The 506-nt window shown below is 41.5% G+C and carries 1 protein-coding gene; it reads right to left on the minus strand.

Translation table 11 applies throughout. The annotated features are described in order from the left end of the window. Positions 1–194, minus strand: a 194-nt coding sequence (locus R8N47_RS28630) for a PAAR domain-containing protein (protein WP_318186537.1), incomplete at its 3' end; no start/stop codon positions are given. Between the last annotated feature and the right edge of the window lie 312 nt (positions 195–506).

Below are 506 nucleotides of genomic sequence, written 5' to 3' on the forward strand. Positions count from 1 at the left end.
ACCAAACTAGAATCTTGGCTTATGGAATCTGGTGGACCAACACAAACAAGACGGTCCCCTTTTCGAGCCGCAGGTAACCCACCAATTTTAACATTGGGTGAACCAACGACAACAGGGCCGCCCACATGCGGAATTTTAGCGGTGACTTTGAGGCAGATGTGCATTGATGTTATTGTTGCTGTGGGTTTTCCCATGGCCACCCCTTACTGTAGATTGAGTTGCATATATTGTTCCTGATAAGGCATCTATATTCTGTGGCTAGTGTAATATTTGAAGTCACATCAACTAACAAACTGTTTCAGAGTGATTCGCAACGCGTGGTATTTTCACTATGCGTTGGTTTTAGTTTTTAAGGTGGTATGCGGCGGCTTCGGTATTGCGTTGCTCACACCTTAACAGAGCGTTATTGGAATTTAGATTTAGATATTTAACGTTAAAGGAGTAAAAATGAAATAAAAATCAAGATCTAAGGCGAAAAAACAGGAAACTTTCCCCTCTCATTATGT

The sequence above is a fragment of the Vibrio sp. 2132-1 genome, assembly GCF_033344315.1.